Source organism: Thiocapsa imhoffii, from assembly GCF_016583985.1.
Classification (GTDB): domain Bacteria; phylum Pseudomonadota; class Gammaproteobacteria; order Chromatiales; family Chromatiaceae; genus Thiocapsa; species Thiocapsa imhoffii.
This window is the reverse complement of record NZ_NRSD01000048.1, coordinates 1-6,516: the sequence shown is the minus strand read 5'-3', so window position 1 is coordinate 6,516 and position 6,516 is coordinate 1. Positions and strand designations below refer to the sequence as shown.

Annotated in this window: 9 protein-coding genes; 4 read left to right on the top strand and 5 right to left on the bottom strand. The window is 49.5% G+C overall.

Annotated elements, in window-relative coordinates; genetic code table 11:
• Positions 1 to 545: LamG domain-containing protein (locus CKO25_RS20165; RefSeq protein ID WP_200389749.1), on the top strand; the 545-nt coding region annotated here is incomplete at its 5' end.
• Positions 546 to 645: 100 nt separating this feature from the next.
• Here the strand turns inward: CKO25_RS20165 and CKO25_RS20160 are convergent.
• From CKO25_RS20160 to CKO25_RS22070, 3 genes are all read right to left on the bottom strand, one after another.
• Complete coding sequence (locus tag CKO25_RS20160; protein ID WP_200389748.1) at positions 646 to 936, bottom strand: hypothetical protein; 291 nt, start codon at positions 934 to 936, stop codon at positions 646 to 648.
• A gap of 97 nt (positions 937 to 1,033) precedes the next feature.
• Entirely contained in the window at positions 1,034 to 1,426 is a 393-nt protein-coding gene (locus tag CKO25_RS20155; RefSeq protein ID WP_200389747.1) for a hypothetical protein, read from the bottom strand.
• Position 1,427: 1 nt separating this feature from the next.
• Entirely contained in the window at positions 1,428 to 1,610 is a 183-nt protein-coding gene (locus CKO25_RS22070; RefSeq protein WP_200389746.1) for a transposase, read from the bottom strand.
• A gap of 1,063 nt (positions 1,611 to 2,673) precedes the next feature.
• On the opposite strand from CKO25_RS22070, the gene CKO25_RS20145 reads away from it, so the two are divergent.
• The 3 genes from CKO25_RS20145 (at position 2,674) to CKO25_RS20135 (ending at position 4,867) form a co-directional block, all read left to right on the top strand.
• The gene (locus tag CKO25_RS20145; protein ID WP_200389745.1) at positions 2,674 to 3,015 is read left to right on the top strand and encodes a hypothetical protein; all 342 of its coding nucleotides are present in this window, start codon (positions 2,674 to 2,676) and stop codon (positions 3,013 to 3,015) included.
• Between the two features lie 282 nt (positions 3,016 to 3,297).
• Positions 3,298 to 4,314, top strand: a complete 1,017-nt coding sequence (locus CKO25_RS20140; protein ID WP_200389744.1) for a heparin lyase I family protein — start codon at positions 3,298 to 3,300, stop codon at positions 4,312 to 4,314.
• 379 nt (positions 4,315 to 4,693) lie between these two features.
• Entirely contained in the window at positions 4,694 to 4,867 is a 174-nt protein-coding gene (locus tag CKO25_RS20135) for a transposase (protein WP_338115192.1), read from the top strand.
• Positions 4,868 to 5,209: 342 nt separating this feature from the next.
• Here the strand turns inward: CKO25_RS20135 and CKO25_RS22065 are convergent, their stop codons facing one another.
• Together CKO25_RS22065 and CKO25_RS20125 are read right to left on the bottom strand one after the other, a co-directional pair.
• Positions 5,210 to 5,857, bottom strand: a complete 648-nt coding sequence (locus CKO25_RS22065) for an IS630 family transposase (protein WP_200389742.1) — start codon at positions 5,855 to 5,857, stop codon at positions 5,210 to 5,212.
• 84 nt (positions 5,858 to 5,941) lie between these two features.
• Positions 5,942 to 6,516 (bottom strand): transposase (locus CKO25_RS20125; RefSeq protein WP_200389741.1); only part of this gene is annotated, 575 nt, incomplete at its 5' end.

The window sequence follows — 6,516 nt, the reverse complement described above, 5'->3', positions numbered from 1 at the left end:
CGACGCAGGGTCGTTTTGGGCGGGCGTTGTCGTTCAATGGCAATAATAGTTTGGTGACGGTGGAGAACAGCGCGTCGTTGGGGTTGACCGATGGGATGACGCTGTCGGCGTGGGTGTACCCGACGGCACTGAAGAGCAACTTTACATCGGTCATCACGAAGGAGATGAGTGGTGGTCTGGCCTATGCCCTGCATTCCGACTCGCCGCGGCCGTCCGCTAATTTGCAGATTCGAATTGCGAACAACAATCGCTGGATTAGTGCAGGCAGTCAGCTTCCAGTCCGGACATGGACACATTTAGCGGCCACTCATGATGGTTCGAGTCAGGCGTTATTTGTTAATGGTGTGCAGGTGGTGCGCACCTCACATTCTGGGAATCTGGCTGTTTCGAACAATCCCCTGCGCATTGGCGGGAACACGGTGATGGCGGGACGGACCTTTGAGGGGGTGATTGATGAGGTGCTCATTTACAATAGAGCATTGTCAATATCAGAGATCAATGATGTCGCAAAAGAGCCAGTTAGCAAGATTTCAGATCAAAGGTAACCACTCATCTCGACATCAATATGTCTGTTTAAGAGCGGAGTAGGTGCATTATTGCAGACTATATCCTAAACGCTATCGTCATAAGCATTCTGGAATGTGATTAGCGTCGTTCCTTCGTCAGAGCATTTCGCACCGCGCGGACGGCGCACTGGCGCAGCAATTTCTCGGGGTTGGGCGGGATACAGACGCTGGCATGGAGGAGTTGCCCGACCGGCGAGTGCAGATCGAAGCGGCGGTTCAGGCGATACCACGACTCGGCGAGGTCGCGCGCCAAGTACTTTTGGATGTTGACGTGGTGATCGGTGCTCCGGATCGCGGTCTTGAGGTTAGAGATGACGGTATTGACCCAGCGGAACGCATCGATCTCGCTGGATTTGCGCGCGCTGGCCATGATCGCACCGTAGGCGGCGACAATTCGCCCCGGCGCAGCCAAGGCTCGCGAAGGCGTCGGTGACTAGGTGCGCGTCGGGATCCAGCGTCTTGCGCACTCAAGAGCGCAGCGTGTCGCCCTTCAGATCGGGGATCGGGGAGAGGGGAGAGACGCACGTGTCGGGGATAACTGTCGTCGCCGACTTCCACCGCGGCGATGAACACGGGAACACGGCCTTTACTTCGGCGCCGCGTCCGTGTTTGCCGCTGCGGCGCTGGCCCTCGACGACGGCGTCGTCGGCAACGACCAGGCTGGTGAGCAGCGGACAGGACTCGTGCTCGGCGATGGCTTCGAGGAGTTTGTGCTTGAGCCGCCAGGCGGTGTGCCAGCACACGCAGAGATGCCGTTTCAGCGACAGTGCCGAGAGGTTGTTCTTGTTCTGCGTCACCGGGTACATGGCTTGAAACCATTTAGTCAGCCGCAGCTTGGAGCACTCGAACAGGTTCCGCACGTCAGCGAGGTCTGCACCCGGCACCGCCGCGCGCACTGCCTGTCGGTGCGCCCGTCGGCGTGGGACTGTGCGAGGTCGCTCCGCAGCGCGGACAGACGAACCCCTGCGGCCACCGCGACTCCTCCTGGGCCCCGGCGCAATGAGCTTCGGTGTCGTAGCGTGCGAAGAAATCGTTCAGAGACATGCCCGGCTAGAATTGAATTGGGTTAATTCAAATTGAAGCTAGAGTAACTGTGGCGGCGAAATGGTTACCACAGCTTCATTTCTCGATTGCCGAGGTGATCGAACAGGAAGATATCTCAGAGCCCCCGTTATACAAGTGGTGACAGAAGGCGCGTGAGTAACGCCGTTGCACGCCTAATGCAGGTGATACGGCAGCGTGGTCGTTCAAGAAAAAATTCGGTGCAGTTCTGGAGACCTTAGCGACTCAAGATGCCGAGTTGACCGAGTACTGATTTCTTCTTTTCGTGTGTTCTAGGAGCATTGAGGCCAGGCGCCAGGTCTATGGGTAGGCAACGAGTCTGTCACAGCAGGAATACCGGGGGTAAGTGCTGGAAGCCAAGGCCTAGCGTGATCGTATCTGGAAACTGGAACGAGACCTGAGCGGCTAGAACCAGGCCTTAGAAGATGCGTCAGCACTGCTGACTCTTTCAAAAAAGCTAGGGAGATTTGGTGGATGTGGCATTATCATCAACAAACTATATCACTAACATGCAGTTACACTGAATACGACCATACGAGCCAAGGGATGCCGCCTGAGAGAGGCGTGCGAGATGGTCGGAATTATGGTCCGAATATCCCGGCGTTGTACTAGTGATGTTCAGCGCAGTTTGATCGACTGGGTGAAATCCGCCAACGGCATGTCCACTGAAGAGACGCAGGTGACCCTTATCGACTGCCATCGACCGGAGCACGCCAGTCTGTTTACTGAATAGATCGTAGTGAATGCGCCAGTTGGACCAAGAGGCGCTTAATCTCGAGTCGGTCTCGACCATTTCCCGGGTTAGCGTTACCTCGGCGAGGCGATCCAACTCAAGCTTGCTAAAGCGCCTAAGCACCACTTATGGCCGACGTTGGATGCCGCGAATGCATCCAACCGGCTGTAGATTTTGGAATTGGGACTGCACGTGGCAGCCTCGTAGCGTTCGCGAGCAGCAGCTACGATCTGGTGATGATTATCAGTGATAATCGGTAAGGACGCCTTCATAGGCGAGTCGGCTAACCAAGTGTGAGGTGTTCTCGAATGGTTGAGCCTAGCCAAGCTGGTGCTTCAGCAATCGCAGGTGCCGCATATCGACAACTGCAGGGCGTTCAAGGCTGCAATACTGCAGGAAAAGCGCCATGAGGCGAACTTTGAGCCATTTGTCAGTTGGCTGTGCGCCACTAACGATCATCCTTATTCGGGTGCTGTGAACCTTACCGGAAAGGGCGTTCCCTGCGAAATGGTGAAAGGCTCCAGCACCCTGTTCGCAGTGCGGGCGCGGATACTGGCATTCGTCCGCTGGAATAACTACGTTAAATTCAAAATGCGAGATCCGCTTTGTTACAACGCGCTGAGCGTCGTCCCGGGCACAACACCACGTTTATGAATAGACGTCACCCGAATCAGTAAACAGGTTCGATCCCTGAACTCGTCACGCTGGATTAGCAAGACTCACAACTAGGCGACGGTTCATCACATCGCCCTCAACCCGGATCATAATGGTGGTCTAGCGGGCTACGCTGGCAAAACTCGCAACTTAATTGATCTACAACACGACATAATGCTTGACAGGCGCCGCAGCAAATCTGCTTAATTTCACTCAATTCTAGATAGCCTCTGGGAGATATGGTGAAGATGAAATGGTAAAAATTTTTTTGTGGGGATATTCATGAATATACTTCATTTTAATTCCAATAATGTGGGTGTCACTTTGATGTGTAATGTTAAATTTTTAAAAACGGCTTACAAAAAGATATTTACTTTTTCTTTTTTGATAGTTTTATCTTTAACAGCTGGCTCATTCATTCCTTTTTGGGTCTGCGCGGCTGATGTTGTAGAATATAACTACGAAGACCCTAATCCCATGATGTCTGCGGATGGTAGATATACAGCTCATAGAAATAGTGTGGACAATGCACCTAATCCGACTTTTTCAAAAATTAGGTCTAGGGAGGGAGCTCAGTCATTCCGAGCTTACATAAATCGGCTTGACCCGATCAATAACTATCGAATGGAGATTACTGGCTTCACTCCTGATCGTAACGAAGTTAACAATGGAGAGGAAACAGAGGATTATTGGTATGGCTGGAGCACATACATACCTGGCCCATATCCGCCGTTTACATTAATTACAAATTTTATGTGGGAAACTTTTTTTCAGTTACATGCTCGTCCACCACAAGGCGAGACATGGGCCACTTACATTGGTCAAAGCCCACCGCTAGCTATTCAACTAGAGCCTACATCAGATAACGCAGGAAAAATTGTTGTAAAGATTAGGGGGATGGATGACCCTTATCCGCAACAGAGGGTTAGTGGTAATTCTCACGTTAAATTTAATCGTTCTGTCTACGAGTATAAAACAGATGAATGGATTGATTTTGTTGTTCACACAAGACTCTCATCAGACTCTCATGGTTTCACCAAAATTTGGGTAAACGGTGAATTAGTAGTCGATTATAAAGGTATGAATTATTACTTAGGGCACGGTGAGGGTTACCCATTACATGGTCTGTATATGGGGTGGGCAAATACACCTAAAGATAACCCTGAACCTGTCATCGAGCGCGAAATTTTCCATGATTCACTGAGATTATCAAGAGGTTCTTGGGGGGGAAGTTACGAAGCGGTAGCGCCAAAAACAAGCTCGCTTTCTGCACCAACAGGGGTAAGGCTCCAATTTTGAATAAGATCTTGCCCCGCTAGAAAGTTAGTACCGTTGCTACAGAGGTCGAAATTTTCCTGTGTGTGATTCCCAAGTACGCCTTCGCCTGACCCATGATGTAACGGGATCGTTTCCGTTAGCATGATACTGGTGTCCCGCCTCGGATTGATCCAGACAACCTCTTATGTGACTACCATTTTGGGCCTTACAGAACCATCTTGATCTTAAATAAAAGGGGTAATCCCTCGGCTCTGCCTGGGCGACAGTAGCAGTTTGACATTTCCGGGAGTCCATCGGGGACACTCCGACGCGTGAGTTGCTAAGTACACGCCTATGGAGAGTCCTGATGGACGATTTTTAGAGCCTAAGCCACCCCAAATGGGAGTAAAAATGTCATGATGTGTTCATCGCGAAGGATCATCGCAGCGTGCCCTACGGTCAACTGAGGACGCACCTCGGGGACTTTTTTCACCGCTTGGCCCGGCAGAAGGACAGCCGGTTCGAAGAGTGGCATCTGATGTCGGATCATGTTTACATGGTAATTTCGATTCCGTCGAAGGAGACCGTGACCTAGGTGATTGGTTTCATCTAAGAGTAGAGTTGTACCTTTTGCCTAAAGCCTTATCGCATATATCATAGAATTTAGTGAAATCTGCTATTAATGGCCTTAAACAATGACTTAAACGATGACAGTCTTCGATCAATTTACCGAACTCAAACGCGATCGAACCATCAAAGCAACGATCGGCATGAGTCGAGGTAATTTGACGCCCTCGTTCCGGCCTTCGCTGATGCTTATGATCAAATGTTGCAGGAAAAACTCCGTAATAAGAAAATCAAATGCCTACCGAAAGGAGGTCCCTCGGGTGTTCTCGATACCCACGAAAAGCTCCTCTTTTTCGTCCTTTACTATACTCTATGTATTTACTATTTGCGTTTTTTCTATCACCTGAAACTTCAATGTCAAAAGAGTTTCGAGAGATTTACGATTGCTGGTGCTAGTGCTATTAATACACCCCATGATCGCAGCTTTGAATTTGGGAAAGGTTTCGCAGTATCGAGAATATAAAACTTGTTTCTTGACGTGTCGCCAAAGCCGTTCAATCAAATTTAAGTTTGGTGAATAAGATGGCAAGAAAACCAATTCAATTCCAAGTTGACTTGCAAGATCTCGCATAATTTTGCATTTTTGATAGCGTGCATGATCTAGAAATATTGTTACGACCTCACAATGATGTTTAACTGCAAGCGCTCTCAGAAGATCGCATACACTGAGCGCATTGATGTATGAATTGTTCGTGATCGTTACCACTTCATGGGTGATAGCGTTGAGTGCTCTAAGGACATTGAACCGCTGCCTCCCACTCGCTGAATAGACAAACATTCGTTGAAGGCACCACAGATAACCGAGAAATGGTTGCAGGACGAAATGCGCCGCATCCACAAAATAGACCTGTCGCCGACCTTCTTTTGCATCAGCAAGTCTTGGCTCTAACTCATTAATGATAAATGACTTTTGTTCTTCTCGCTGGCTCTCCCGGATTTCAGGGGAATGTGAAACCAATTTAAAAATAATTATTTAACGCTAGATTTGACGTACACATCAACTACGAAAAGTCGCTGAACACGAAAACTCTAACACATTGATTCATATTGACTCCACGCCGAAGCGAGCGTATCCGTTGAGATCCAAGCACACTCTTTGATACAGATGGGCGAGGTTGGTGATGCCGTAACAGCGTCGTTTGAGGACTTTCAATTTATTGTTGAGGCCTTCTACAAACCCGCTCGTCTGACGGTTGACAAAATAATTAGTGATCTCAGCGAAATGAGTTCTAAGCGTCCCAAGAAAGCGATCGAAACACCTGATTCCGCAATTCGAGACTTGTCGCATCCAGCGACGAATTTGACGTTTTCCTTGTCCTGTTGAGAGAGGGCTTTCATAAATCATTGTGAGCGCTTCGCACGCATCGTGAGCGTCTTTGATTTGGGGCGAGTGAACAAACAAACGATTGAGGATACGACGCTCATCGTCGGTGAGATCCGCGCGGCGATGGCGCAAGAGCCCATGCACGTTTTTGAACTGATCCAATGTCGATTTCGTGAGCGTCCGCTGTAACCGCTTCCATTCCCGTTTTCGTAAGGTCTCAAAACTCTCTCGATACAGACGAGCAATATGAAAACGATCTGCACAAATGAGCACACGTTTGCCGAAAACGGCTT